This is a genomic window from Paenibacillus sp. FSL R5-0407 (assembly GCF_038009185.1).
GTDB classification, from domain to species: domain Bacteria; phylum Bacillota; class Bacilli; order Paenibacillales; family Paenibacillaceae; genus Fontibacillus; species Fontibacillus vini.
The window spans coordinates 158,169-183,787 of sequence record NZ_JBBPAX010000002.1; the positions used below are offsets into that span (position 1 = coordinate 158,169).

25 protein-coding genes and 1 tRNA gene are annotated in these 25,619 nt (G+C 51.2%); 4 read left to right on the top strand and 22 right to left on the bottom strand.

Going from position 1 to position 25,619, the window contains the following annotated elements:
• Positions 1-67: 67 nt before the first annotated feature.
• Positions 68-997, top strand: a complete 930-nt coding sequence (locus NYE70_RS20115; protein WP_341047770.1) for a TIGR01777 family oxidoreductase — start codon at positions 68-70, stop codon at positions 995-997.
• A gap of 12 nt (positions 998-1,009) precedes the next feature.
• Here the strand turns inward: NYE70_RS20115 and NYE70_RS20120 are convergent, their stop codons facing one another.
• From NYE70_RS20120 to NYE70_RS20190, 15 genes are all read right to left on the bottom strand, one after another.
• Positions 1,010-2,044, bottom strand: coding sequence for a FecCD family ABC transporter permease (locus tag NYE70_RS20120; RefSeq protein ID WP_211021828.1), 1,035 nt, complete (start codon positions 2,042-2,044; stop codon positions 1,010-1,012).
• On the bottom strand, positions 2,041-3,078 hold the full coding sequence (locus tag NYE70_RS20125) for a FecCD family ABC transporter permease (RefSeq protein WP_290406924.1): 1,038 nt from the start codon (positions 3,076-3,078) through the stop codon (positions 2,041-2,043). The genes NYE70_RS20120 and NYE70_RS20125 overlap by 4 nt, the downstream gene beginning before the upstream one ends.
• A 153-nt stretch (positions 3,079-3,231) precedes the next feature.
• Positions 3,232-4,812 carry a DUF6382 domain-containing protein gene (locus NYE70_RS20130; protein WP_290406925.1) on the bottom strand — a complete coding sequence of 527 codons (1,581 nt, stop codon included), beginning with the start codon at positions 4,810-4,812 and terminating at the stop codon, positions 3,232-3,234.
• A 23-nt stretch (positions 4,813-4,835) separates the two neighbouring features.
• Complete coding sequence (locus NYE70_RS20135; protein WP_341047772.1) at positions 4,836-5,399, bottom strand: A24 family peptidase; 564 nt, start codon at positions 5,397-5,399, stop codon at positions 4,836-4,838.
• A gap of 9 nt (positions 5,400-5,408) precedes the next feature.
• Positions 5,409-6,437, bottom strand: a complete 1,029-nt coding sequence (locus NYE70_RS20140; RefSeq protein ID WP_290406926.1) for a TadE family protein — start codon at positions 6,435-6,437, stop codon at positions 5,409-5,411.
• A complete protein-coding gene (locus NYE70_RS20145) occupies positions 6,406-8,634 on the bottom strand; it encodes a TadE/TadG family type IV pilus assembly protein (RefSeq protein ID WP_290406927.1) in 2,229 nt (742 codons plus the stop codon). Before NYE70_RS20145 ends, NYE70_RS20140 begins: the two co-directional genes overlap by 32 nt.
• 45 nt (positions 8,635-8,679) lie before the next feature.
• A complete protein-coding gene (locus tag NYE70_RS20150; RefSeq protein WP_341047775.1) occupies positions 8,680-9,339 on the bottom strand; it encodes a TadE/TadG family type IV pilus assembly protein in 660 nt (219 codons plus the stop codon).
• The gene (locus NYE70_RS20155) at positions 9,336-9,530 is read right to left on the bottom strand and encodes a Flp1 family type IVb pilin (RefSeq protein WP_290406929.1); all 195 of its coding nucleotides are present in this window, start codon (positions 9,528-9,530) and stop codon (positions 9,336-9,338) included. Before NYE70_RS20155 ends, NYE70_RS20150 begins: the two co-directional genes overlap by 4 nt.
• A gap of 30 nt (positions 9,531-9,560) precedes the next feature.
• Positions 9,561-10,439: a type II secretion system F family protein gene (locus tag NYE70_RS20160; protein ID WP_445323883.1), complete on the bottom strand. Its 879-nt coding sequence runs from the start codon at positions 10,437-10,439 to the stop codon at positions 9,561-9,563.
• A gap of 12 nt (positions 10,440-10,451) precedes the next feature.
• Entirely contained in the window at positions 10,452-11,261 is an 810-nt protein-coding gene (locus NYE70_RS20165; protein WP_445323884.1) for a type II secretion system F family protein, read from the bottom strand.
• Entirely contained in the window at positions 11,261-12,508 is a 1,248-nt protein-coding gene (locus NYE70_RS20170; RefSeq protein ID WP_341047782.1) for a CpaF family protein, read from the bottom strand. Before NYE70_RS20170 ends, NYE70_RS20165 begins: the two co-directional genes overlap by 1 nt.
• Complete coding sequence (locus NYE70_RS20175; RefSeq protein WP_341047784.1) at positions 12,505-13,662, bottom strand: nucleotide-binding protein; 1,158 nt, start codon at positions 13,660-13,662, stop codon at positions 12,505-12,507. The genes NYE70_RS20170 and NYE70_RS20175 overlap by 4 nt, the downstream gene beginning before the upstream one ends.
• 135 nt (positions 13,663-13,797) lie before the next feature.
• Positions 13,798-14,220 carry a thiol-disulfide oxidoreductase DCC family protein gene (locus tag NYE70_RS20180; protein ID WP_435530110.1) on the bottom strand — a complete coding sequence of 141 codons (423 nt, stop codon included), beginning with the start codon at positions 14,218-14,220 and terminating at the stop codon, positions 13,798-13,800.
• A 75-nt stretch (positions 14,221-14,295) separates the two neighbouring features.
• Complete coding sequence (locus NYE70_RS20185; RefSeq protein WP_211021726.1) at positions 14,296-14,574, bottom strand: hypothetical protein; 279 nt, start codon at positions 14,572-14,574, stop codon at positions 14,296-14,298.
• Positions 14,575-14,769: 195 nt separating this feature from the next.
• Positions 14,770-15,192, bottom strand: a complete 423-nt coding sequence (locus NYE70_RS20190; protein WP_213656651.1) for an organic hydroperoxide resistance protein — start codon at positions 15,190-15,192, stop codon at positions 14,770-14,772.
• A 161-nt stretch (positions 15,193-15,353) separates the two neighbouring features.
• Between NYE70_RS20190 and NYE70_RS20195 the strand changes: the two genes are divergently transcribed.
• Positions 15,354-16,703 carry an Nramp family divalent metal transporter gene (locus NYE70_RS20195; RefSeq protein WP_290406933.1) on the top strand — a complete coding sequence of 450 codons (1,350 nt, stop codon included), beginning with the start codon at positions 15,354-15,356 and terminating at the stop codon, positions 16,701-16,703.
• Between the two features lie 61 nt (positions 16,704-16,764).
• Here NYE70_RS20195 and NYE70_RS20200 read toward each other — a convergent pair whose 3' ends face one another.
• The 6 genes from NYE70_RS20200 to NYE70_RS20225 all read right to left on the bottom strand — a co-directional run bounded on the left by NYE70_RS20200 (position 16,765) and on the right by NYE70_RS20225 (position 22,045).
• The gene (locus NYE70_RS20200) at positions 16,765-17,727 is read right to left on the bottom strand and encodes a hypothetical protein (RefSeq protein WP_341047788.1); all 963 of its coding nucleotides are present in this window, start codon (positions 17,725-17,727) and stop codon (positions 16,765-16,767) included.
• Positions 17,728-17,740: 13 nt separating this feature from the next.
• On the bottom strand, positions 17,741-18,946 hold the full coding sequence (locus NYE70_RS20205; protein ID WP_341047790.1) for an ABC transporter permease: 1,206 nt from the start codon (positions 18,944-18,946) through the stop codon (positions 17,741-17,743).
• Positions 18,943-19,644 carry an ABC transporter ATP-binding protein gene (locus NYE70_RS20210; RefSeq protein ID WP_341047792.1) on the bottom strand — a complete coding sequence of 234 codons (702 nt, stop codon included), beginning with the start codon at positions 19,642-19,644 and terminating at the stop codon, positions 18,943-18,945. Before NYE70_RS20210 ends, NYE70_RS20205 begins: the two co-directional genes overlap by 4 nt.
• An 89-nt stretch (positions 19,645-19,733) precedes the next feature.
• Entirely contained in the window at positions 19,734-21,446 is a 1,713-nt protein-coding gene (locus NYE70_RS20215; RefSeq protein ID WP_341047794.1) for an alkaline phosphatase, read from the bottom strand.
• Positions 21,447-21,584: 138 nt separating this feature from the next.
• Positions 21,585-21,667: transfer RNA gene (locus tag NYE70_RS20220), tRNA-Leu, on the bottom strand.
• 63 nt (positions 21,668-21,730) lie between these two features.
• Positions 21,731-22,045: a helix-turn-helix domain-containing protein gene (locus NYE70_RS20225; RefSeq protein WP_244861582.1), complete on the bottom strand. Its 315-nt coding sequence runs from the start codon at positions 22,043-22,045 to the stop codon at positions 21,731-21,733.
• A gap of 256 nt (positions 22,046-22,301) precedes the next feature.
• On the opposite strand from NYE70_RS20225, the gene NYE70_RS20230 reads away from it, so the two are divergent.
• Together NYE70_RS20230 and NYE70_RS20235 are read left to right on the top strand one after the other, a co-directional pair.
• A complete protein-coding gene (locus tag NYE70_RS20230) occupies positions 22,302-22,928 on the top strand; it encodes a hypothetical protein (RefSeq protein ID WP_211021719.1) in 627 nt (208 codons plus the stop codon).
• Between the two features lie 190 nt (positions 22,929-23,118).
• Positions 23,119-23,970, top strand: coding sequence for a Cof-type HAD-IIB family hydrolase (locus tag NYE70_RS20235; protein WP_213655477.1), 852 nt, complete (start codon positions 23,119-23,121; stop codon positions 23,968-23,970).
• 65 nt (positions 23,971-24,035) lie between these two features.
• Here the strand turns inward: NYE70_RS20235 and NYE70_RS20240 are convergent, their stop codons facing one another.
• Positions 24,036-25,607, bottom strand: coding sequence for an alpha/beta hydrolase (locus tag NYE70_RS20240; RefSeq protein WP_341047798.1), 1,572 nt, complete (start codon positions 25,605-25,607; stop codon positions 24,036-24,038).
• Between the last annotated feature and the right edge of the window lie 12 nt (positions 25,608-25,619).

Sequence of the window (25,619 nt, forward strand, 5' to 3'; positions counted from 1 at the left end):
GAGGTAAAAGACAAACAAGAACGATGTTTTTATGTAAACATGATTACATAATAGGGAGGATTGCGACATGAAATGCGTTATTTTCGGGGGAACCGGGTTTATCGGGCGGGCGTTGAGCAGTTATTGGTTGAAGGAAGGCCATGAAGTATTGGTCGTCTCCAGAACAAAAACCACAGATGCACCGGAAGCCATGGGACGTACCTCTGGACCAACCTTTTGGACATGGGATGAACTAAGGAAGGACCCCTCCCCGCTGGAGGGCTCGCATGTGTTTGTTAATCTCGCGGGAGCCACGCTGAGCCAGCGGTGGACCGCCAAGGCTAAACGAAGCATTCTGGAATCCCGTTTAACGACAACCCGCGAAGTTGCACGGCTCAGCAAGCTGTACACGCCTGGTCCTGAGGTCATCGTGCAAGCATCCGCCGTAGGCATATACGGGACGTCCTACAATCGCGAATTCACTGAAAACGATCAGCGCGAACAGGGGCGTAGCGACTTCCTCTCTGAAGTGACCGAGCAGTGGGAAGCCGCCGCAGAGGAAGGGTTTGCCGGCCGTCGGCTCGTGAAGCTTCGGACCGGAGTCGTCCTCGGAAACAACGGAGGCGCCTTCCCGCTGATGCGGCTCCCGTTCTTGCTGGGGGTCGGCGGAAAGATCGGCACCGGACGGCAATGGGTACCCTGGATTCATCTGCATGACCAGGTCCGGTTAATCGACTTTTGCGTCAAGCATCCTTCGATATCAGGTCCGGTAAATGCGGTCAGTCCGTCCCCTGTTACGAATCAACAATTCGGCTCCTCAATCGGTCGCGTCTATCACCGCCCGAACTGGTTCCCTTTGCCGGGTCCGCTTCTAAAGCTCCTGCTCGGAGAAATGTCGATGTTGCTGCTGGAAGGACAGAAGGTGCTACCCACAGCTGCACTACAGGCCGGCTTCACGTTCGCTTATCCCGGATTGGAGGAAGCTTTAGTGGCATTGAAATCAAGCAAACAATTCTGAACAAGTACACAGTCAGATTTTCGACTTTGTGAGCAAATACAGGAAATACGGGGCCCCAATGATGGCAACCACGATACCCGTAGGAATCTCTTCAGGCTGCAAAATCCATCTCCCCAGCGTATCGCCGACGATCACCAGGAGACCGCCGGCAAGAGCGGAAGCCGGAAGCAGATGTTCATGCTTCGGTCCCACCAGACGTCTGGCCAAATGCGGAGCGATCAGGCCGACAAAAGCGATTCCGCCTCCGACCGCGACCGACGCACCGGTCAGACCGACTGCGGCGGCCAGCAGGCCCAGCCTGGAACGTTCGATCGAAGTTCCCAGCCCCGTCGCCGTCTGATCGCCGAGACTCAGCACATTTAATGCTCTGGCGCGGATAAACACATATGGCATTAAAATAACTATCCATGGCAGCAAAGCCAATACATATTTCCAGGACGTCCCCCAAATGCTTCCCACCAGCCATACTTGCAGCATTTGATAGTCTTCCGGACGCAGGCGCAGCTGTAATATGATCATGGCAGCATTAATTCCCGCCGCAAGCGCAATACCGACCAGCACCATACGGATCGGCTGAAGCCCGTAATGCTTCTTGTAAGAAAGCACATAGATCAAAGCCGCTGCTGCTGTTGAGCCTAACAGGGCCAGAAACGGCATCATAAAGACAGGTGCCGCGGCCGCCGTTGGGTAGAACGAAATAAACAACGTAACGGCAAGACCCGCACCGGCATTGATCCCCAGTATTCCTGGGTCGGCCAACGGATTGCGGGAAATTCCTTGAAAAATACAACCGGAAACCGCCATCCCCATTCCGATTAGGACGGAAATCACGATCCGGGGCAGTCTGAAATCATATAAAATAAGTTCCTGCTTGGCCGTTCCCATTCCGAAGAAGGTTCTGAACACATCGCCGGGAGATAATCGGATGACCCCCGTATTCATACTGATCATAAAGACAACGAGGATCAAAACAGCAAACAGAGCGATAACGGTGTAGGCCCGGATCGCCTTTTTGCGCAGATGGGCCGAGTAATCAGGTGCGCTCATTCCAATCCCCCTTTCTGCTTCAACGCCAGGTAGAGGAAGAACGGTACCCCGATCACCGCAATCAGCGCGCCGATCGGCACTTCATGAGGCGGATTGACCATCCGCGCCAATATATCCGCGAACACCATAAGTAAGCTGCCCAATACTGCCGACGACGGGATTACCCAGCGATAATCCACTCCGACGAGAAATCTTGCAATATGGGGGATCATGAGGCCCACAAATCCGATGGCGCCAACCAGCGACACCGCGCTCCCGGCAAGGATCAGGACAAAAATCATGCTGACCGCTTTGATCAAGCCGGTTCTTTGTCCGAGGCCGGTAGCCACCTCATCGCCCAGGCTAAGCAGGGTAATCGACTTGGACAGCGCAAATGCTCCGACCAGCCCTACAGCCACCCAAGGAGCAACGATTTCGATTTGTGTCCAGGTCGTTCCCGTTACCGCCCCCGCATACCAAAACGCGAGATCCTGACCTACCTTGAAATAAATAGCGATTCCTTCACTCAGAGCGACCAAAAGCATACTTACCGCCGCACCGGCGAGAGTCAGCCGGACGGGGGTCATGCCTCCCTTGGACATAAAGCCTATTCCAAACACCAGACCGGCGCCGACCGCGGCGCCCGCAAACGAATAAAACATCATCATCAGAAATGAAGTACTCGGAAAAAACGCAAAACAAACGGCAAGTGCGAGGCCTGCCCCGGAATTCAGTCCCAGCAATCCGGAATCGGCCATCGGGTTGCGGGTCATCCCCTGCATGATTGCACCGGCGACGGCCAAAGCCGCTCCGATTAATGCAGCAGCCAGCGCACGCGGAAGCCGCATATCCAGAATAATTTGATGCTCCGTCAAATCGCCGTTAAAATGAAATAACGAGTTCCATACCGTTCCTAACTTGATGTTGGCCGCTCCTACGGAGATGGAGAGCCCGATTGCGAACAGCAGCAAAATGACGCCGCCGAACAAAATTAACGTAGCCGCTATCGGCCGGGTACGATAACGGGATTTGGGAGCTTGAGTCGAAGCTGTCATGAGTCACAACCATCCTTTGACGTTTAACGATGATAGATTATGTAAGCTTGAGTATTATACACGAATTAATCAATTCAACCCTAGCTTTCAATTGAGAATGATTCTCGCTTATTATACTCTCTTTCGTCAGGATAATCTACGATTACAGGCAAATTAGAGAGACTGCCTGCCGGACTTCCGCAAGGTATAGGTACACTCGGCAATCATGAAGGAGTCCCCCGGATTCAGCGAATATTCCTTGTAGGGAGCGATAACTTCTCCCCCTAAACGGGTTCCGTTTCTGGAGCCGAGATCTTTCAGGCTGCATTCACCAGCACGAATCATCAATTCCGCATGCGCCCGCGAGACACCTGCCGTCCGATCCACATATTGGACCATTTCCTCAGAGCGTCCGATGACAAAACTGCCCGGGCTAAGCGGTATCGACTCTGCCCGATCTTCCCCGGGACCCATCCGATCGAGACTAAAGCTCGGCTCGGAGGACGAAGACATGTCCGGTTCGGAACCATGAGCAGTCCGCCTGCTCAATAATACCGTCTTCGGTTGCGGCACAGGAACAAAGTTGACAGCGGGCTCGACAGCCGGAGGAGCATAGCGATCCTCCTGAACCGGAGGAATCCCCGTCAAATTGTTCAAAGGCTCGTAAGGCTCGTTCCATCTCCAGCCCATCTCCAGAAGCAGATCCTCCCTTTTGTCCGATAACTCTAACTCTTCGGAATCATGTTGCTTGCCGCTGAGCTTGAAGCGCCCGGGAATGCTCCATTTTCCTTTCCATATAAGCATGGCAAACACAGCAATAAGCAAGGTCAATGCAAGGCAAATCATCAATGAAAAACTCCCTGGATGATCAAAATAAAGCAGTTTCCAAATCATTGCAATCACCAGTAACGCACCGAGCATGATGTAAGTTGTTTTGGAAGTTGAGCCTGTCTCTTCATTCTCTCCCGTCTCACCTACTTGTTGTTCGTTATCATCAAGCTCTGTGGGTAATTTAAATTGTTCCTTCCCGCGAGCGAGAAACGAGGGTGGATTGATATTAACACCAGCCGAAGAAGGCGAATGTGGCGGCATATATTCTCGGATAGTAACCGAAGCCGGCAAAGGCTGCTGAACCAAGCGCTTCCCCGCTACCATATTGGATTCGGATTTGGCGGGTTTGTCGTCCAGCAGAAGACGGAGCAACAGTTTCTTCATTTCCGCAACGGAAAACAGTTCATCCGAACAAAAGCGGAGAAGCTGCTGAATCCCGTTCCCTTCAATCACAGTCACAGAAGTCATCATCTTCGTAATCAAGGCAATGAGTTTCTTTGCCAAAGGCTCCTCCGTAAATCGGTCGGTTACCGGTAAATAAGCAAAATGCAACGTTCCCGCAGCCAACGATTCCTCTACGAAAATATGATTCTCATCCATTAAAAAATTATCCTGTGAAAGCATGTACTGCTTGCTGTCATCCAGCACGGTCAACGCCTGGAGCAAAAGACTGTAAAGCTCAGGCATCCCGATTTTCTCTTGCTTCAGACATTGGGACAGCATTCGCTTGCCCGTAATTTCATAGTGTATGCTTACCTCAAAATCTATCTCCCTTACATCGACTCTCAGCAGATTCGGTATGTTCACCGAGGAAAGCATCGCCTGCTGCACACGGCTTATTTGACTGGAGTGCATACCTTCTAACGCGGTTACTACCATATATGTACCGCCGTTCCTTACAAAATCGGTGACCAGTTCCCGCATATCAGGCTACCCCCTCTCCCTTTCTAGGATAAATAAAAGACAGCCAGAATTGCTCCAGGCAAAACCGCAAGCATGAACGGAATCTGCAGTTGATTGTTCGTCCCTGCCCGGACGGGATTCCAGCTTCGCAATATAAAGGCTCCCATCACTTGCCGGAGCACACCGCGCAGCCGGGAAAACACCTCCCGCCGCCAGATTAAAACACATACTCCGATTAGGCCCGCAGCAAAAATGGAATACATCAGAATGCTCAGTGTCAGATAGGTACCCATCCAGGCCCCGATGCCGCCGAACAGCTTCACATCGCCTCCGCCTACCGCACCGAACCAATAAAGTACCAGCATCAGACCAAAACCCGCAGCGGCTCCTTTCAGAGCAAACAGTCCCCCAGCCCATCCTTCGGTCAGGAGATGCCACGCCAACCCCGTGACAATTCCGGATACGGTAATCATATTAGGAATTTTCATCGTTTTAATATCCGTAATGAATGCCGCTCCCAATATGATGAAGCACCCTAAGTAGTCCCAATTTATCAAGAAAAAATCACCCTCCGTTTCTATAAATTTTGTCTGGAGATTACGAGCCACAAGCGGGTTCTATTTCGAAGACCTTGGACTTTCGACCGCGAATTGTCCGGCTGTCTCCAGACCTTCCTCCGTTTCAATAACAAAACTCCATGTGCCTGGCGTCGTATTTCCTCCGACCAGCCACTCCCATTCCACGAGCCCGTCTCCGTTTGCGGAGGCTTCACCCAGGTACTTGGCCTGGCTTGCCCCGCTTTTGTAGTACACCGTCAATTTGGCCGTCGAACCCGGTGCGATCCGAGCCGTGATCCTGGCCCGATGACCCGCGTAGGCAGGCTCGGGTTTGGACAGAATCACCGCAGGCTGTCCTGCTTCTCCATTCTCTTCTCCGTTCCCGTTTCCATGCTCCAGTTCTCCCGTATCGCCTATCCACAACCGCTCTTCGGCTCTTGCCTGAAGCACGATGGGCCGCCCGGTAAACGGAACTTTAATCGGTAGCTCATAACTGATCTCAAGGCCGAAATAAGGATTTTTTCCCGTCTTCATATCCGGTACGGTGACGCGGCTGACATGCAGACGATGTTCATTCAACCACGTGCCTTTTAAGAAGGGCCTGATAAGAGGCTTTACAACCGGGTCCAGCACGCTTTCGGTGACACTGTTTTTTATGTCCTGCAGCGGTTCGACGCCTTTGTCGGCCGCTGAAGAAATCCAATTGGAGAACGGCGCGGGGAGCGATGAAGCATACTGATCTGCCCATTCCGGCAAAGAGAGACCCGGCATGCTCCTTGCGGACGACGATGGCTTCCCTCCAACAGACAATTGCTCTCCCCCCTCCGTTTCCGCCGAATCGACGGACTGCTTAGAAACGGCAAGCGCCACGGGATACATATGGGCAGAAACCTGTTTGACCGCATTTGCAGCCACGGCGTGCATTTGTGTGGATAACAAAGTCATCTGGACCATGTAAATAAACAGGAATATTACGATGACGAAAACCGGCATTACGAGGGAAGCCTCAAGAACGATACTTCCCTGAAGCCGCCGGTTTCCGTCCATACGATCTCCTTTAGTAGGAGAAGTCCGCTTGTTTGATTGCATAATATCTGCTTCCTTCCACCCTGCCAGTTAGGGCTCCGGTCTCTCCCATCGTTTTGGCAACACCGGGCAGAAACCATAAAGGGATGGCTGTCGTCACCGTACTTTTCAAATATGTCGCCCGCTCCTCCGGTGCGATCCCGGTGTTCATACGGATAACCGCAAGCATCCTCGAAAGTCTCCTTTCATTTCGTCCGTGAAGCAGCAAAAATATTCGTAAGTGATCCCGGTATGTAAGCTTAACTTTCAAATAATCGCTTAACGGTATGGAGCCCTTTTTCGTAAGCTCAATCATATCCTTTACTGCATGCTCAACTCCGTACAACAGAGCTGCCGCCAGAACCAACAGCGGATTCCCCTTGGCTCCGTTCTTAATGAACCCCTCCATCGTTCGTATCGCCAACCGCATCGTAAATATCTCCCCGTAAGCGGCCGCAATATTACCAGCCGGGTTATGAAAGCCGTAAAGTATATATTCCACTTCCTGTTTGTCCGCAGCAAAAGCATCCGCCAAAATATCGATCTTATCCCGGCCGCTTTCGCTACCTTCCATAAGCTCGTCCAGTGTACTGATATCCAGATACTCAAAATAGCTAACGATGTACTCGGTCTGAAAACAGCTGTCGGACATTCCTTTCATAAGACCTGAGAGTCCCCCATACAGCGAGTCCATTCCGGCCATCGCCTCGCCTCCGGCATCATAAGGGCTTTCTTTGACTGTTGAACCGGAATCTTCACCGTTCATGGACTGCTGATTCAATTCACGGTTAGACTTGTAAAAAGATTCCAACCGGTCAAATTGCTCTTGCTGCTCCTTCAATTCGCCTTTCAAATCCGAAATTCGGCCGACGAGGTTTTTCGCTTCCTTCAGTTTGCCGCTTGCTTCACGCTCGGTACGCTTTCTCTCTTCGTCGGATCCTCGATGGGCTTCGAGCCTTTTTTGGTTTTGAAATAAGATATTCCCGGCGCCCGAATCCACATAATCACGCATATATTTGTCTACTTTCCCACCCATGCCGCTCACCGCTGATTCAAGAGTCCCCGTGGAGGTTGAAGCAGCAAAGACAGAACCCTCCAAGGATAAAAAGGAATTTGCCGAACCGAAGAGATTCTCAAAACCTGTCTCCTGCTCGGCAATATCCGCTTCAAAGTCGGAGAATAACTGCTCCGGCAACAGCAAATCTCGGCTTCGCTGACGGATCTTGGCAATTTCATCACCGCCCGTTGCCGGCTCCCCGTCTCCGGTACTGGCCATGGCGGATACTTCGTTATAACCATCCTGAGCCGGACGCTGTTCGGCCTCTTCAATGACGATTCTCATCTGCTCATTGATATCTTTAGCCTCCATAAGCAGTTCCCTTGCTTGTGGGAGCAATTCCTTATGTTGCTTGTCAGCGTCCCTATTTCTATCCCCAAGCTTGCCGAACAACCGTGAGGCTCCATTTTGATAACGGCTGATCTCCCAGGTATAAATCCGTTCCAACGGCTCCCGGTTCCGGTCCTCCTCCACTTTCCAGGCATAATCGGCGTACTGCGCCGCTACATCCGCTGCGGTAGAAATACCGTTATCAATGGAAGTCCCAGACACCCCGGAACTGCCGGAGCGTGGAATAAGCGGTGCTATTTCTGAGGCAGCCTGCGCCGCCTTGCTCTGCTTCTCAAGCAGCTCATCCAGCTTCGCTTCGCGACGGTCATAGAGCTTTTGCAATTTGCCCAGCAGATCGACCGTATTGGACGCTTCCTTCATAACCTGGGACATTGGTTTAAACTTGTTGATCACCTCGATCGTAAAATCGATGGGCGCCTTATACTTCATCTGTTCTCTGATCTGCTGTTCAAAAACGGCGTAAGTCCCGAGCGGACGTTGAAGCTCTGCGGTGGATGAATCGAGCCGTATCCCTAGTACCGGCAGATCATCACTTCGTTGTACAAACTCCAACTGATCCTGCAGCACCTTCGACATGATATATCCTTCGTCCGTTTCCCCGAAAGCAAACAAACCGTACTGTTCGACAAGCTGAGAGTCATATGCGGACATGACCGAGCGGGATGCGGCGTGCGCCAGCATCTCGGTTTTTGCCTGCAACGCGGACATCCGCGCAAAATCTATGAATATAGAAACAAAAGCGAATACCACAGCAAAAATCATAATCAAATAGACCGAAACCGCTCCCCGTTCGGACCGATGCGGGTGAAACATTCCTCTTCCCCCTTCCGGGCGGACAAAGATCCATGCCCGTCCGCTTTACTTGCCGAACAATTCCAGCGCTTTTCCCGCTTCTTGCTTGTCGACCGGTTCCGCTCCATCGCTACCTTTAAATTTGGCTCCATAATAACGGGCCAATTCCACTGTCCTTATCCATTCCACAGGATCCACGACATAAGATTCCGCCTGGCCTTCTTGCGCCAGGTCACCGATGACTCGTTCCAAAGGAGCAAGAGGCACCAGACGGTTTAAAGACACCTTCACCTTGCGAAGCAGCACCTTGTTATCGTATTCCATCATTCCGTTCATTACTTCGGGGATGGCTTTACCGGTCCGATTGAGCTTATACAACGGCAGGGAATCCTCAGATACGCCGGTGGAAGGAAGCCGGAGCGCAACTTGTGGCGTTTGCCGGGAGGAACCGAATATCGATTGCAGCATCCCATCATCACTCAGCCGCCAATACAATGGATCATAATGGTTCGCCTCGAAAGCCCCGGTATAGGGATCCCTACGACTGTTATCCCATACGAACGCACTCCGTTCCGCCGCCACAATTGCCGTTTGGCCTAGCAACACCCTTTGATATAAATACAAGCAGAAAAACAACAGGATAATAACGGTGGAAAAAATAATTGGGAGAACAAGCGAAGCTTCAAGCGTGAAGCTCCCCTCCCGGTCACGCAGTACCCGGATCATTGACCGTCCATAAAATTTTCCGTTTTGGATTTCGCCTTGCCGAGCAGGCTGGTGACGATTTCTTTAAGCTGTGTCCTGAAAATGACGGCTATAATTACGATCACAGCGATGATCAGAATCATTTCGAGCATTCCAAGCCCATCCTCATTGCGCCAAAAGCTTTTCACTTTCCCATAAAACTGTGTAAGCATTCTTTTCACTCCTTTGAAATGTTTGCTGACCTACAAATCCATAATCATAAATGCCGGAGCACCGACTAAAATAACAACCACCAGGAAGAGCAGAACCATGGGAAACACCAGCTTGGAAGAAGCCTGTTCCCCCAGCGTTTTGCTCACCGCCTTTCTCCGTTCCCATAATGAGCGGGACAGGTCACGTAGCGCGAGTACAAAATCATTTCCTCCCCGACGAAAATTGAGCAGCACGGCGGTGGTAAATGCTGAAACCTCCTGTATTCCGCAACGCTTGCTGAACCCCTCTATTGCCTGCTGGAAAGAGTATCCTCCCTCCCATTCCCTTTGCATTTGCAGAAGCTCACGGTACAATGGATGATTTTCTTTCTCTTTACCGCGTTCCAGACAATGTCTTATCGCCTGCTGTACCGTAGACCCGGCTCCGACCAGCAGGATGATCCGGTTCAATAATTCCGGCAGTTCCAGCAACACTTCGCGTTCGCGCCGGACAACCTTGCGATGCAGATCATTGATAAGCGCCGCAGGAAGCAATACGGCCAATACCGCTCCCATTAAGAAACCGCTGAAATCCCCGTTCATGAAAAGCGCCAGAAAATTACCCAACACCATCAGAAGCCAACTATAAGACAGCATTTCCGCCAGAAATAACAACGTGTATTCGCCTCCGCGGTGATCTCCGCAAATTTTTTGAACCGAGCGCTGGATTTTGAAGAAGAAAAACGGAAACCTTTGGGACACCTGCAGTTTCTCAAGGAGATAAAGCATAGGGGGCGCCAGCCTTTGCAGACGGATCCCTTCCATCTCCATATTGGAACAACCCTTGTATTTGCCGGAAGCGTAATAAAACAGCACTCCCCAGCTACCAAACAAGCAAACCAGAAGTCCTGTCCAAATCCAATTCAACAGGATCCCTCCCTATTAAATTCGAATGTCCATAATTTTCAGGATCAGCCATGAACATCCCGCAAACAGCAAGAGCGCAAACGCTGAAATAACCAGGCCAATCCCGCTATGGAGCGGCTGCATGTAATCGGGCGAGGACATATCCATAAACACCAGGAAAAGCACCGGAGCAGCGAGCATAGCTTTGGCTTCAAAACGTTTCTGGGCGATCATGACCCCGATCTCCTGGCTGATCTCCAGCTTCTCGCTAATGATGGCCGAGGTCCGCCTTACAATCTCCACCAAATCCCCTCCGGACCGTTTGCAGGTCGTGAAGACGTCCGCAAAGTTGCTGATATCCTCCAGCTCAGCCCGGCGGCTGAAATCCTGAAGCGCTTCTTCAATCGGCTGTCCGTATTCCATTCTTGTGCAAATGATGCCCAGCTCTACAATCAAATCATTGCTACCGTCGGGGTACAGAAGTCTCAGATCGGCAATTGCTTCGCGAAATCCATTCTCAACCGAGCGCCCGGCGGCCAGAGAAGATGAGAGTGAATACAGCGCTTGTTTGAAATGAAGTCCGAGATTCTCTCTCCTTCGGCGCAGCAAATACCGGCTCCAATACTTCGGAATCAGGCAGGCACCGCATGTCAGGACCAACGAAAGCAGCAGCGAATGAAAAAATACATAGCCTACTCCGTACAATGCCAGTCCGCCAAACAGCAAGCAGCCCATTCTTTGCCCTTTGGAAAGAACATACACCCGGTAATCCGGCAATGCATCCCGGCTAGCTTTGGAAGGCTCCGTTACCTTTCCGGCCTTTCCGGTTGTTCGCTTCCCGGCCATCATAATCCGACACCTGCTTGTTCCCGGGCAAAGCGGCTCATTCCGGCCATGCTCAGCTTCTCTGTGTGCAGTAATTGTCTCCCGGTGTTTTCCAATGCGCCGATAATTCTGCCCGACCTCTCTTCCTTCTCCTGAAACTGGTACAACGGGTTCAATACCACCTCCCCATCCTTCATTCCTACTACTTCCGATATTTCCGTCACTCTGCGTGAACGATCGCGGAGCCTGGACAGATGAATGAAAATGTCGATCGCCGAGGCGATTTGCTGCCTGACCACCCCGAGCGGAAGGTCAGCTCCGCTCAGTACCATCGTCTCCAGGCGACTGATCATATCCGCCGTACTGTTGGCATGGCCTGTTGAAAGACTCCCGTCATGGCCAGTATTCATCGCCTGAAGCATATCCAAAGCCTCCCTTCCCCGTACCTCGCCGACGATGATCCGGTTGGGCCGCATCCGTAGTGAAGAACGGATCAAATCTCTGACCGTAATTTCTCCCCTGCCTTCCGTATTGGCGTTCCTCGTCTCCAGGGAGACTAGATTGGGAACAGTCACGATCTGCAGCTCCGCCGAATCCTCAATCGTGATAACCCGTTCATCCCCCGGGATATACTGGGACAACGCATTCAGAAAAGTCGTTTTCCCGGATCCGGTTCCCCCGCTGATAAAGATGTTGTACTTGCTTCTTACCAATGTCTGCAGCCAGTTCGCCGTCTCCTTATCCAGGGATCCCTTCTCAACCAGATCCTCCATGGTCATCGGGCGCTCCGGGAACTTTCGGATCGTCATGGTTGGTCCTTTAAGCGCTATAGGCGGAAGAACGATGTTTACCCGTGATCCATTCTTAAGCCTTGCATCGACTATGGGCGAGGATTCGTTCACGACCCGATTGACTCCTGACACTATGGTCTGAATAATATCCTCAAGCCTTTCCCTGGACTCGAAATGAACCGGCAGGCGCCGCACTTGCCCATCCTGTTCCACGAATATTTCCTCATGTCCGTTGATCATGATCTCGGTTACGGTAAGGTCATCGACAAGCGGCTGAAGGACATCCAAACCGCGGAATGAATCATACAACCGCCTTACCCACCTGCGTTTATCCGCTGCCGTCAGACCCGCGAGGCGCTGTTCTTCAAGCACCTGGCGCTCGATATAATCCATCAGTTGATCGTCCTGCATGGAAGAAGTCACATCCAAACCGGAGCGGATTTCCCTGCGGAGCAAGGCGAATATATCTTCCTTCATCTTGCCGCACTCCCTATCTCATCCACTCCCGCCATACCCGGATTCAACAATCGGCACAGCTTCATGACATCGCGCTGGTAGATCGGCGAATGCATCAAGGCGCCGTTTTCCCCATTTCCTTGGCTCCAAGCCGGAATAAACGATAATGTTACCGCCACGGCCATTTCTTTTCTTGCCGGAGAAAGCGCATATTCCCCGGTAACCCGATTAGCCGCAAACAGCGATTTGCCGATCACGGAGTTGTATAAGGAAGGATGGGAACGCTCGAGATGGGCCAGCCATACTTCCGTCTTTCTCATGACGCTCCAGTCTTCCGTCACAAGCCAGACCAGCTTGTCCGATCGCTCGAGCACCATTTCGGTCCGTCCGTTCGGAAACGAATCGGTATCGACAATCATTGTGTCATAGAGCCCGCTCCCCGCAATGTAGTCCATCAGTTCGAAAGTATCCTTCCGCTCCATCTCCAACAGTTCATTCAAGTTGTCCAATGGCCCGAAGGTATCTCCCTGAAGGAGCGGATGCCTGTAAGCATAGGCGGAAACCGGAAATTTCAAGGGCTCCCGCTTGTCTTCCGCGGCTTTCAAGTCGTACAGCAGCCGGGCCAATCCGGCACGATGCCCGTCGCCCCGGGCTTCATGCCCTTCCCTCATAAATCCGCTCTGGATCGTCTCCAGATTCAAATAAAAGACTTTGGCTCCCTCGGAAGCTAACTGTCTGGCCATGTTCAGCGCCACCGTCGTCTTGCCGCAGCCTCCTACGGTAGACGTAACCCCGATAATCCTGGCCCTGCCGTCCATCGGAGCGATCCCTTCGCTGCCCCCACGGACAATCTCAAGAAGGGAAGATAGCAATAGATGCAGCGGTTGATACTTGGCCAACTGCTTGCCTGAAAAAGTCTCTTGCTCCCCGTCGCTCAGGCGAATAAATGTGATTCTCCCATGAATCCCTTCCCCTGCGGCTTCAAGAAAAGACGATTCGCCAAGCACGGCATCCACCATTTCCGAAGACTCCGCCAAAAACTTCAAGAACGCCTCTTTCCGGCTAAATGCCGTCATGATCAGTCGCCGGGCAAACTCGCTGCATCGTACGTAATGAAGAAACGGCTCGATATATTGCTCATCTTGAACGGCAAGCACGACTCTGACTGGTAACACGGTCCACCACCTCTTCTTGGGAACGCAAAAAAGCACCGCCCAATAACCGATCTCTCGGTCAATTGGACGGTGCTTCCGTTCCGTATTCCTAAAATTTACAATTAGAATAACATAGAAGAGCTGTTCGGACAAGTCCTATTTCTCCAAGAAACGCTTCCTGATGTCCGGCGTCGGCATCATGCAGGCGTCATCCTTACCGAACCAGCGGTAGCGGTTCGCTGCTATCCAGCCGTACACAGCATCGCGGAGCGGGCGGGGAATTATAATAAAGAGATACATCAGCGGCCAAGGGAAGCGCAGCCGTCTGGCGATTCGCAGCGCAGCCGTGGAGCGGGTATAATGAACTCCGTCCTCCACAAGGAGGATCGTGTTCAAAAAATCGCCTTCCGGAGTCTTTCCTTCGAGCAGGCGATCGGCCGCAGCCGATTGAAGAGAAGCAAAGTGGAAAATGCCGCGCGGATCGCGTTTGATAATAAACTTCACTGCCCCCTGACAAAGATGACAGACCCCGTCAAATAATATCACTGTATCGGCCTCACGATTATTTTGTCCCAGTATCCTCGCCTCCCGAGAAACTATAGAAAAAAGCACGGAGCCAACAGCCCCGCGCCTACTATCCAGAACCTTGCGCCGTTACTCGGCCAAAGCCTTGTCAATCCATTGTCCGTCTTCGACTTGACGTCCGATATCTCCCGCAAAACTATCCATGCATTTGCATATGAAATCTTTGCGGCAGACCGGACAAGGCGTTTTCTGCAAACGGCTGATATTGGTTAGCCGCCATTCAGGAAAACGATGGTAAAACACACGGCATTCGGTGCCGTCGGCCAGCTTGACGATAAATTCGTACAATCCCTCTTTGTCGTTGCTCCCGGCCTTGGTCACGTTATCAACACTCGGTCTGTAAGACATGGTCATCACCCGCATTATCAAATTAGAATCCTGTTTTAGTACTTAGACATATTAAATAATTTTGGGCGGCGTGTCAACTTGGAAGGGGATGACAAAGACTCTCGATTGCAACAAGATGCATACCCTCCGGTCAAAAAAGAGACTTCCTTTACATTATACCCAAAGGAAGTCATTTTATTGAGAAGAAGTTCCGGTCTATTCAACAAGATTTAGTTTCACTTCGATATTCCCGCGGGTCGCTTTGGAATAAGGGCAAAAATCATGAGCCTTATGCAGCAGATCTTGGGCTTGGGAACGTTCCACACCCGGCAGCTTGACGTCGATTTCCACGGCAAGTTTAAAACCGCCGTCGCTTTCGTCTTTTCCGATGCCGACATGATGGGTTACTTCCGCGTTCTCCGCATTCACTCCAGCCTTTTCCGCTACATTGGCCAACGCGCTTGCAAAGCACGCTCCGTATCCGGCAGCAAAGAGCTGCTCCGGATTACTTCCGCTGCCTCCCTGTCCTCCCATGGATTCGGGCATACTAAGGTCAAGTTTCAAGACGCCGTCCGAGGATTCAAGCGAACCTGTGCGTCCGCCTTTTACTGTCACAGTAGCCGTATATAAAGTCTTCATGGCAATACCTCCTTAAAGCCAATATAGAATGGGGGGTCACAGTCCATTTAAAGCAATACGGCCGATTTGAAACGGACAAACCCCAAAAAGTTTCCCTAGACAAAAACTCTTGGAGGTGTACAATATAAAAAAGATCTTTTCAATAGATAGGGTGAGATACCATGAATGAGACTCAAGATAAAGCAGAGGCCGGTATCCCCGGGTGGAGAATGAACGGCGATCAGCCTTCTCTGCCGGAAGCCCATCGCTCCATGCGCATTCCGGCGACTGGCTCTTGGTTCAGGAAATTTCTGGCCTTTGCCGGACCCGGCTACATGGTTGCCGTCGGTTATATGGATCCAGGGAACTGGGCGACCGACATCGAAGGCGGTTCACGCTTCGGCTACACGCTTTTATCCGTTATTTTGTTATCCAATCTGATGGCAGTCCTGCTCCAGTCCCTCTCCGGCAAGCTCGGCATTGTAACCGGCAAGGATTTGGCGCAGGCCTGCCGTGACAATTATTCCAAACCTGTCGTCATCACACTCTGGCTGCTCTGCGAATTGGCGATCGCCGCGACGGACCTGGCTGAAGTCATCGGGGCCGCAATTGCGCTTAATCTGCTTTTCGGATTGCCGATCATTTACGGGGTGATGATCACCGCCGTGGACGTTTTGCTTATACTATTGCTTCAGAACAAAGGATTTCGAACGCTGGAAATTTTCGTCGTCGTCCTTATCGCTACGATCGGGATTTGCTTCGGCATCGATCTGTTTCTCTCCAAACCGGATATGGGGCAGGTCGCACTCGGTTATATTCCCAACGCGGACATCATCCGCCGGCCGGAAATGCTCTATATCGCGATCGGTATATTGGGCGCGACAGTCATGCCGCACAATCTGTATCTGCATTCTTCCATCGTGCAGACCAGACAGTATGACCGGACTCCGGCCGGTAAACGGCAGGCGATCAAGTTCGCGACCTGGGATTCGAGCATCGCGCTAACATTCGCTTTGTTTATTAACTCGGCGATCTTGATCGTTTCCGCCGCGACATTCCACTCTGCGGGAATGACCCAGGTCGCCGATATCAGCGAAGCCTACCACCTGCTTACTCCGATTGTAGGCACCACTCTGGCAAGCGTCATGTTTGCGGTCGCGCTGCTTGCATCCGGGCAGAACTCTACGTTGACCGGGACGCTCGCCGGGCAGATCGTCATGGAAGGCTTCGTGAACATCCGCCTGACTCCTTGGCTGCGACGTTTGATTACGCGCCTGATCGCTATCATCCCGGCCGTTATCGTTACCGCCATTTACGGGGAAAGAGGGACTCAGGATCTGCTAATTTTTAGCCAGGTCATTCTTTCATTACAGCTTCCGTTCGCCGTAATTCCGCTGGTCAGGTTCACTTCGAGTAAAACGAAGATGGGCGAATTCGCCAACAAGCTTTGGCTGAACCTTCTGGCCTGGCTTATCGCCGGCGTTATCGTCGTGCTGAACGTATACCTGCTGGTTCAAAGTATCCTGTTCTGATAAGAACCCCCGCCTGCGTCTTGAAATCAAGGCGCTGCGGGGGTTTTGATTCTATCCGAAGCTACTCCTTGATCTCTTTAAAGGAGGCATCATAAAGACGGAACATGGTTTTATAACCGGATTCGTCTATTTTGATCCCGACATCGAGCCGGCCCGTTATTTCGAGAGGCTCGGATTTATATCTCAATTTGACATCCTCCGGCACAAACACAATCATAATTTTGTTCCAGTAAGTTTCGTCCCCGTTATCAAAAGGACACTCCGCTCCCGGTTCGGGAATAAGCAGGAACCAGTTATTTTCAAAAGACAACACTTCTCCCATAAACCCCTTGATCGTTACGGTTGATCCGCTAAGGTCCCAGAATGCTTCGGATGGAGTCGTTTGATCGTCACCGTCAAAAAATTGGGACCATCCGATCGGCTGAGCCCCCTTTTTATCCTTAACACCTGATGCGGCTTTATTCCCTTGGGATGTATCGGGCTTAGTAGAAGCAACGTTTGCTGTCGCTTTACCGGAGACCGCGTTGCTATCTTTCCCCGTTCCCGCCTTTACCTTGGTTTGCGTTTCCGTCGATTTCAGCTCCTTTGACGTCGTTTGCTCCTTCGCCGAAACCGCTCCGCCCGTGGAGTTCGTCCGTCCATCCGGCTTGTTCTCCACCTGGCTTTTCAAATCCTCCGGCTGTTCTGAAGCGGACTTTGGCAATGGAGCTAGAGCTGCCTTCTTTTCCTCAGGCGAAGCTGCCTTCTTCTCCTCAGCGGTTGGATCGTCTTCCTTTACTTTATCTCCGGATATTCCTGTTTCCTGTACTTGGCTCGGTACTCCTGTTGAAGCCGATTCAGCTTCTGCAAACCCCGTCTTCGCAGGAACTTCTTCGCTCGAACCGGACTTTGACGGCAAAGAACCGGCGGCCTCTCCAAAAGAACCAGCAGACGGAGTAAGCGCCTTGTTTTGACCGCAGCCCTGCATAAGCATCGCAAAAACGATGATAGAAGGCAGCAGCCCCCATACCCATGTTTTTTTCACCTCATCTACCTCCTTAAGCTTTGAACAAGGCGAGCGGATCCAGCCGATACATCCGGACAGCGGGCAGCAATGCAGCTGCGATTCCGATCGCGAGAGTGCCTGCTGCGATTAAAGCGTGATCACCTGAAACAAGGAACGGTGAAATTTGAATTCCGGCGTATTGAAACAGAGCGTCCCGCAAAAAGTAACCACCGACATGACCCGCCGCAATCCCAAAGACGAGCCCGGCCCCTGTCAGCACCAGACCTTCGCCCAACATGGCCATCACGATATAACCACGCGTTTTCCCCAAAAGACGCAGCAGCCCCGCATCCTTCGTCCGCTCTCCTGCAGCGGCGATCAAGGAAAGCAGGATCGACACCGCAGCCAGCAAAATGCATAGCGCCGTCACGATTCCAAGCAGTTCGGAGCCTTTATCCACGAGATTAACCACATCGGCAACCGCTTTGCTTGTATAAATAACTTGAACCCGGCCTTCTCCTTCAAGCAAGGACCGTAAATCCTGCCCGGCCTGCAGGGTTGCCGGCTTCACAAGGATAGCCGTTATATCGCGGTCTTCTGCGGCTTCCCCATGAACAGCCCAAGCATAGTCCACCGTCGTAAAAATAGCCCGGTCATCCGGGGTATTCAGCCGCGGCAAAATTCCCTTGACCGTATAGACAAAACCCTCATGTTCATCATGCTCTCCGTGATTCTCCTCTTCTTCGAGATGAACCTCTTCCACCAGGCCATGCGCCCCTGAAAACGTATCTCCGACCTGCACATGAAGCATTTTCGCCGCATAAGCACCGATCACGACTTCTCCGGTCAGCCCATATAAATGCCCTTCTGTCATCGGCTGATCGCCGTACCTGGTCATAAAATATTGCGGATCGATACCGACGATCGGATATTCGTTATAATGGTCCCCTGTCGTCAAAGCGTACGCCTTTTCGACGGAGTTGTTCTCACGCACCTTCTCCAGTGTTTCACCAGGTATATTCCCGGTTGGTGCACCAACATGATAAAACGTGTTCAACACAAGCTGACTTTCGCTGCCCGCCGCCCCGATCACCAAATCGAACGGACCATAGCCTTTCTCCGCTCCTTGCTCTACACCCGCTTTTGACAAGGTAAGCAAAATGATAAAGGCGACGGTTGCGGACACGGACACAATCGTCAACAGCGATAAATATTTACGGTGCAGCAAATTTTTAAATAAATAACGGAGGAGACTCATATCGCAAGCCCCCCTTGCTTACGAACCCGGCGATGAATTTCGTTAATTTCATGAATGTGCCTGCATGCCGGGAAACGCTCCGCCATTCTTAAATCATGGGTAACGACAAGCAGGGTATGACGGTCGCTCCCGCATAGCTCCAGCAGGAGCTCCGCGATTTCGTCCGCGGTCTCCCAGTCCAGACTGCCTGTCGGTTCATCGGCAAGGACCAGCGATGGTCCTGAGATCAGCGCCCGGATAATGGCCACACGCTGCTGTTGTCCTCTGGAGAGCTGGGAGGGCTTATGATCCCTCCGCTCCAGCATCCCAACCCGTTCAAACCAGTGGTTGATGAGTTCGAGGCGTTCGCTCCGCCCGGTATTCCGGTTCCCGGGTAAAGCGATCTCCACATTTTCTCTCGCCGTAAGAGAGGGTATAAGATGAAAATCCTGAAGAATGTAACCGATATGCTCTCCCCGAAAACGGTCTCGGAGTGCCTCGCTCATGCCGGATAGCTTGTTCTCTCCGATCAGGATATCCCCTTCATCCGGCCGCATAATGCCGCTAATCAAGTGAAGCAGCGTGCTTTTGCCGGAGCCGCTCGGTCCGGTAATCGCGATTTTTTCGCCTTGTCCGACATGCCATTCCGGAATGTCCAGAATCGGAATCTCTTTTCCCGCCACATGAAACTGTTTCCTCAAACCGCGGATCTGAAGCATGACTCTTCCCCCTAACCATCATGAAAAGGAAAACAGGAGAAGCGGCTTCTCCTGTTTTCTTCTGCCTTGTTTTGTCCTGACCTGTTCCGTTAATTTAATTGGATCCGTTCCGACAAAGCATCCCATTTCAGCGTTTTGCCGGTAAGCTGATTGAATGCCGACAGCGGCAGGTATAAGGTTCCGTTGTCCACGTCCACGGTAAAGGAAGCGGACTTGCCGCCCGTTTTGGCCGTTCCCGCGCCAAGATCGACGGTTATGGTTGCGCCTTTTCCGGTTAATGTCACGTTATTTCCGGTTGCCTGGTAAGTTCCTCCAAGCGATTCGGTTAAAGCTTTAGCCGGATAGAGCACCTCTTTGTCACGGTTAATTTTGAACTTCGGATACAAATGCTTGGATTGCAAATTGGAGGTGGCTTTGGATAAGTCAACACCAAGCACTTCCGCCCCGGCGATCGCGATTTGCGTATTGTCGACCTGCCCTTTCAGCTTATCGGCAATCGGTCCGTAAGCCCAAACGCCTACATCCACCGCCGAATGGCCGTGACCGGACCAGCCGATCAGCAAACGCTTGGAGATGACGGCGTTATATCCGCCTTCCCGCTTATAGGAAGAACCGTCTCCATCCAAAATCTGCTGTGCTTCCTCATTGGTTAAATCGTTAATCCAAGTGTTTTCGGACACGATTTTCTTGATATCGGCTACCGTTTTGGCTCCATCCAATGCGGCGATCAAGGACTCCGACGAATGCTTCTGTTTATCCCACAGATCGATATTTACCTCGTAAATGTTATCCCTGGACAGCGACAGCCCGCCTGTCTCATGGTCCGCGGTTACTACGACTGAAGTATTTCCGTTCTTTTTTGCAAAATCAATCGCTACTTTAAAAGCGGCATCGAAGTCCAGGGCTTCCTGCACCATGGTCGGAAGATCGTTGGCATGTCCGGCATGGTCGATCCGGCCGCCTTCAATCATGATCGCAAAGCCGTCCGAATCCGCAGACAGGATTTCCAGCGCTTTGGATGTCATATCCGCAAGGCTTGGCGTTTCCGACGATCTATCCGGTACGTAAGCAACATGCGAGCCGCCGAACAGCCCAAGCACCTTGGCGTCTTTCGCGGTAAGCGACTTCAGGCTTTGTGCATTCTCTACTACTTTGTAGCCCTTGGCCTCAAAATCAGGGAGCAGGTTTTTATCAGTCCGCTTGCCCTTCTCCTCTTTGGTCACGAAGAAAGATTTGCCTCCGCCGAACAATACATCCACTCCGCTGTCCAGATATTGGGAAGCGATCGCACTTTCGTTGTCGCGGCTCCGGACATGCGAAGCATATACGGCCGGAGTAGCGTGTGTAATCCGTGCAGTCGTCACGAGGCCTGTAGATTTTCCGTTAATTTCGGCCGCTTCAATAATGGAAGCGAAAGGCTTGGAAACATCCTCATTGGAAACGCTGATGCCCGCATTATAGGTTTTATGTCCGGTTGCAAAAGCGGTTCCGGCCGAAGCCGAATCCGTAACGATGCCGGAGACGATCGTACCGCCGTCTTCACCGCGGTCGGCGTATGTAGTAGCCTGCCCGACGTAATAGGGGTCGAGGTTCAATTTATCAATTCCTTTGACATACTGCTGATAATACCGTGCTGCCGATACTTGCGCCGGCCCCATGCCGTCCCCGATCAATACGATCAGATTTTTCGACTTCCCGCCTGCCGCTTCATTCCCGTTTTCTTTAGCGACGGCCGCCGGCCCGGCTGCGATGACGGATAATGCTAACCCGGAAGCTGCAAGCCCTCTCCAGAATTTATTCATTTTGTCCCCTCCCATTTATATTGACACTATGTAGAGTTTAAAGGGCCAGTATTAGGGGAATGTCAGAGAAATGTTCCGGATACGTAAAAAAAGAAAGTCCCCGGACCATGTCCAGGGACTTTCCTTTGTTAAATATGATGCGGTCGAGAGGACTCGAACCTCCACGGGCATACGCCCACTACCCCCTCAAGATAGCGTGTCTGCCATTCCACCACGACCGCTCGGCAGTTTCAGAAACGAACATTTTTTATTATATAATTGTGTTTACTAAATGTAAAGTGGAATTAATTCCCTCCCTCTTTCTTGTGTTTCCGATACCTTGCAAACTCCAGATACTCTTGAATAAAGAGCGCCTCTTTTGGTGTTAAATCGCCGGCCAGCTTCTCCCAGTTCATCGTGAGGTTGGCTGCGTATACAGCGCTGCTTTCTTGAATCTGTATAGCGGTTCTTTCGCGACCGGTCAAAAGCCAATCCAAACTGACATCAAAATAAGCTGATATCTCGATCAATTTGTTCGTGCTCGGCGTCGACTTTCCCCGTTTCCAATCTCCCAGATTTCCCGTACTGATTCCTAGTTCGAGACAAAACTCCTTTTTCATGAGACCTTTAGTCTTAATCAAAAGTTCAATCCTGTCATAGATAGACAAACTTCTTCGACCTTCCTTCAAAATACGCCGGATTACGCATTTAAGTATTCATTATTGTTAAATTACGTTTTTACGCATATAATGAACTGAACACTTTTTTGTGCTCCTGTCATCGGCCAATTATAACATAAAATTTCCAACAAATAATAGGCCGAGCAGCCTATGTATGTTTCTATTCATCTAATTTTGGACTATAGGAGCGTAAACCGTGACCGAACCCCTTTCTTTACTGAAGGAAGCCGCACATTTTCTTCCCAAAGGCGTGGCCTTCGTCGATCCCAATGGAACGATTCAATTCGTCAACCGGACTTGGGTAAAGCTTGCGTTATTGCACGGGCTATCCCCGCTGTGGGATCGTCCGGGATTAAATCTCGAGCGACATTTCGAGAACTTCATTGGTGACAATGCACCACTCGTCCGCGAATTGTGGCCCAGTTTAAAGTGTATTCTGGAAGGTAACAGCCTCTACTACTCCACCGAGATTTACTCTAACCACCTAGAATCAAGATGGTATCTCTTGGAAGCGGTTCCGCTTAATTTGGAAGGGATGATACGGCTTCGCGGCATGCTGCTTGTATATTCCGACATTACGGGCTATAAGGAGCTTGAATCACAATTAAAAGAGGCCACTTGTCAAATTCGTACCTTGCGCGGTTTACTGCCAATCTGTGCGGTATGTAAGCAAATCAAGGACGAGCAAGAAAACTGGAATTCCATCGAAGAATACTTAATGAAGCATACCCATGCCGAATTTACCCACGATATTTGTCCCGAATGCATCAGGCTGTTGTATCCGCAATATTCCTCAATCTTGGACCAGCCGAACGATCTATAGCAGCCCAATCATTCCTGCCATGACCCCTGCCATCCTCTCTACACTAACGACACCACTTCGTTCACATTACACTTAGCCCGACTGCATACCGTTCCGTACTTCACATACAATAAGGGTTGACCTGAAATGCATTTCATGTTTTATACTCGTTCCAGCACAGGCAGACAACTTGAGACAAGGAGGAATAATCATGAAATTAATTGCTATAGATTTGGACGGAACGCTGTTGACCTCGGAAAGCAAACCGAGCGGGGAGGGGCTGGCTGCGATCCGTGACATGCTGGAACAACGCCATCATCGAGTCGCAATTTGCACAGGAAGAGCCGGCTATGATGTGCGCCATCTGGTGGGAGACGATATAAAGCTGCCCATCATTTCATTTAACGGAGCGGCTATTCATGACGAGAACGGCCAATTATTAAAAGAAACGCCGATTAAGCGTCAAACCGCTATGGAGGCTATCGCCTATTTGGAAGAGCAGGATGTTTATTTTGAAATCTTTTGTCCGGATGCCATCTACTCTCCTTCACGGGGCGAAGATAAGCTGCGTGCGGAGATGGATGTAATCAAGAGCGCCAATCCCGATATAGACTACGATCAATTATGGGAGAGCGCGCTTGTCCAGTTTGTCCAATTCGGCATCAAGCCTACCGAACAGCCTCTGGACATCATCAGCTCAGGAAATTCAGCGTACAAGCTCCTTATCTTTACCTATAATGAAACCAAGTTGAATGCGATCCGCAGCCACTTTGATAACCAACCTTCCGTACACACCACTTCCTCTGCCGACCATACGTTGGAAGTCATTTCGACCGAAACGGACAAAGGACGAGCTCTGCAGTTTCTGGCGGAACACTACGAGGTGCCCCTGGAAGACACAGTGGTCATCGGGGACAGCTATAACGATATATCCATGTTCCGTATCGCGGGTACCCGCATCGCTATGGGTAATGCCGTGGATGAGATCAAAAAGCTCAGTACTGCCGTAACCCGAAAGAATGACGAACATGGTGTATCTTATGCGTTGAAGCATCTGATCTAATACGTCAAGTATCAAAAAATAACCGCCGGAAGACATCTCAGTCTCTCGGCGGTTATTGTTCGTTCTTATTCATATTGGGTTGCGAATCGCAGCAGCGGACTCATCAAAGAAGGTAGCACGGACACATGCCCTTCTTCCTCGATTTCTTTAAACATTACGGAGAGACCGGTTTCGGTCAACCGCAGCCTCCTCACCAGCTCTCTCGCATCCCTGATCATAGATTCCTTTTCTTCCGTGCCCACGATAACGAGCAGTTCTGGTGTTCTTCCCGATGCGGTAAACTGCGGCTTGACTTCCTCCCACTTGCTATAAAGCATCTTATTCTTCCACCAGACGGACGGACTTGCCGCTGCATAACGCTGGAACGTTCCCGGACGCGCGAACAACCCGTACAAGGTCAAAAATCCGCCAAGCGAATGCCCAAACAAGGTCTGTCTGGAAGTATTGATCCTTACATACCGCTCAACTTCCGGCTTAAGCTGCTGCTCGATAAAATCAAGAAACACATCCGCTCCTCCCGTTTTCGGCCAGGCAAGACCTCCAGGACGAAGGGGAAGTTCACTGGCGTCCGCATATACCGTATAATCACGGAACCTCTCTCCGCTAACGATCGGATCATTGGAATCATACCCGATTCCAACGATAACAGCCGCAGGGATTCCATGAGGTCCACGCGCCTGCATCCGCATGGATTCCGCCAGAGTTGCAAAGGACGCATTGGCATCTAGCGAATAAATAACCGGGTACCCTTCCTCCGGCGAAGGACTGTCGGGCACGGCGATGAAGATTCTATATTCATGGCCGGTTCCCTTGGCGGTCATTCGCCAGACCACCGTTCCCGGGACGGAATACCGGCTTGTATCACCCCTGACGGAAACCGGCGATTTAGGGACAGGACCAAATAGCCGCTTCAGCGCTTCGGGAAATCTTTTTATCATAAATAAATCGTCATGCGTTCCCTCAGGCTCAAACTCAAAGGTCAAGCGGTCTTCCGGGAATCCCCGCTCCTGCAGAAGCTTGTGCAATTCCTCATTATACCTGACCATATTTCGTTGTGAGTTCGTCTTGTATTTCCCTTCTAAACCTCCAATGGACATATAAATCCGGAGATCACGCTGGAGATCATATTGCAGCTCTGAGGAATTGCTGATAAATTCCATGACCCCTTCGTACCAAAGAGAAGCCGACAAAAGACCGAGCCGACCGAATACCTCGGGTCTCCAATATCCTGCAAACCAGGAGATCAAGCCGCCGAGCGATCCGCCGATCATCGCCGTATGCTCCGGCTCCTTCAAAGTCCGGTAGTTGGCATCGATGTAAGGTTTGAGAACATCCGCAACCTCATCTACGTAATCTCTGCCTTTTCCGCCGAATCCATCAGCATTCCCGCCCACCGAACCGGCAGGCCACGGCGTATATTCAGCATTCCGGTCCTCCGTTTCCAACCCGACCAGAATCACTTCGCCTAACTGTTCCGAAGCAAACAGATGTTCAAGATACCGGATGCATCCCGTAAACAGAAAGCCTCCATCCTGGACGTAAGCCACCGGATAACGGCGGTCGGAATCTTCATAGGATGGCGGCAAACACAACAGCACTTCTCTAGTCCCAATCGTCATCTGTCTAAAAAGCTTCATTTACACATCATG